This is a genomic window from Pseudomonas sp. YNh (assembly GCF_037993085.1).
Taxonomy (GTDB): Bacteria; Pseudomonadota; Gammaproteobacteria; order Pseudomonadales; family Pseudomonadaceae; genus Aquipseudomonas; species Aquipseudomonas putida.
The window spans coordinates 1-1,292 of the sequence record NZ_JBBMRJ010000080.1 but is presented as its reverse complement, the minus strand read 5'-3'; the positions used below and the strand labels follow the sequence as shown (position 1 = coordinate 1,292).

Annotated in this window: 1 protein-coding gene; it reads right to left on the bottom strand. The window is 60.9% G+C overall.

Annotated features, from left to right (window positions below):
• Positions 1-1,292 (bottom strand): outer membrane protein assembly factor BamA (gene bamA, locus WF331_RS29115; protein ID WP_340623567.1); only part of this gene is annotated, 1,292 nt, incomplete at both ends.

Sequence of the window (1,292 nt, the reverse complement as noted above, 5' to 3'; positions counted from 1 at the left end):
GTCAGGCCGATGGACACCTTGTTACCGGTACCCAGGAAGTTGCTCTGGCTGATCGAACCACCGAGGATCAGGCCGGCGCTCTGGGCGAAACCGACGCTGGCGGTGATCGAGCCGGAGGCTTGCTCTTCGACGCTGTAGTTGACGTCGACCTGGTCGTCAGTGCCTGGCACCGGTGGGGTCTCGACGTTGACTTCCTTGAAGAAGCCCAGGCGCTCCAGGCGGGTCTTGGACTGGTCGATCAGGTAGGTCGAAGCCCAGCCGCCTTCCATCTGGCGCATTTCGCGACGCAGCACTTCGTCTTCGGTCTTGGTGTTGCCGCGGTAGTTGATGCGGTTGACGTAGGCACGCTTGCCCGGGTCGACCACGAACATGATGTCGACCGTGTGGTCCTGGTCGTTCGGCTGTGGCACGCCGTTGACGTTGGCGAAGGTGTAGCCTTCGTTGCCCAGACGACGGGTAATCAGCTCGGAGGTGGTGGTCATCACCTTGCGCGAGAACACCTGGCCCGGCTGCACCAGCAGCAGCGACTTGACCTGGTCTTCCGGCACTTTCAGGTCACCGGACAGCTTCACGTCGCGAACGGTGTACTTCTCGCCTTCGTTGATGTTGACGGTGATGTAGACGTGTTTCTTGTCTGGCGTGATGGACACCTGGGTGGAGGCGATGTCCATGTTGATGTAGCCGCGGTCCAGGTAGTAGGAGCGCAGGCGCTCCAGGTCACCGGACAGTTTTTCGCGGGCATACTTGTCGTCGTTCTTGAAGAACGACAGCCAGTTGGTGGTCTTCAGCTCGAACAGCTGGCCCAGGGTGTCATCATCGAACACGTTGTTGCCAACGATGTTGATGTGCTGGATGGCAGCGACGGTGCCTTCGTTGATCTTGATCTTCAGCGCCACGCGGTTGCGCGGCTGCGGCACGACTTCGGCGTCGACCTCGGCCGAATAGCGGCCCTGGGCCACGTACTGGCGCTGCAGTTCGTTACGCACACCTTCAAGGGTGGCACGCTGGAAGATCTCGCCTTCGGCCAGGCCCGATTGTTTCAGGCCCTTCATCAGGTCTTCGGTGCTGATCGCCTTGTTGCCTTCGATCTCGATGCTCGACACCGATGGGCGCTCGACCACGTTGATGATCAGCACATTGCCATCGCGGTTCAGCTGGATGTCCTGGAAGAACCCGGTCTTGAACAGGGAACGGGTCGAGTCCACCAGGCGGCGGTCATCGGCCTGATCGCCGACGTTCAGCGGCAAGGCACCGAAGACACTGCCAGCGGAAACCCGCTGCAGGCCGTTGAC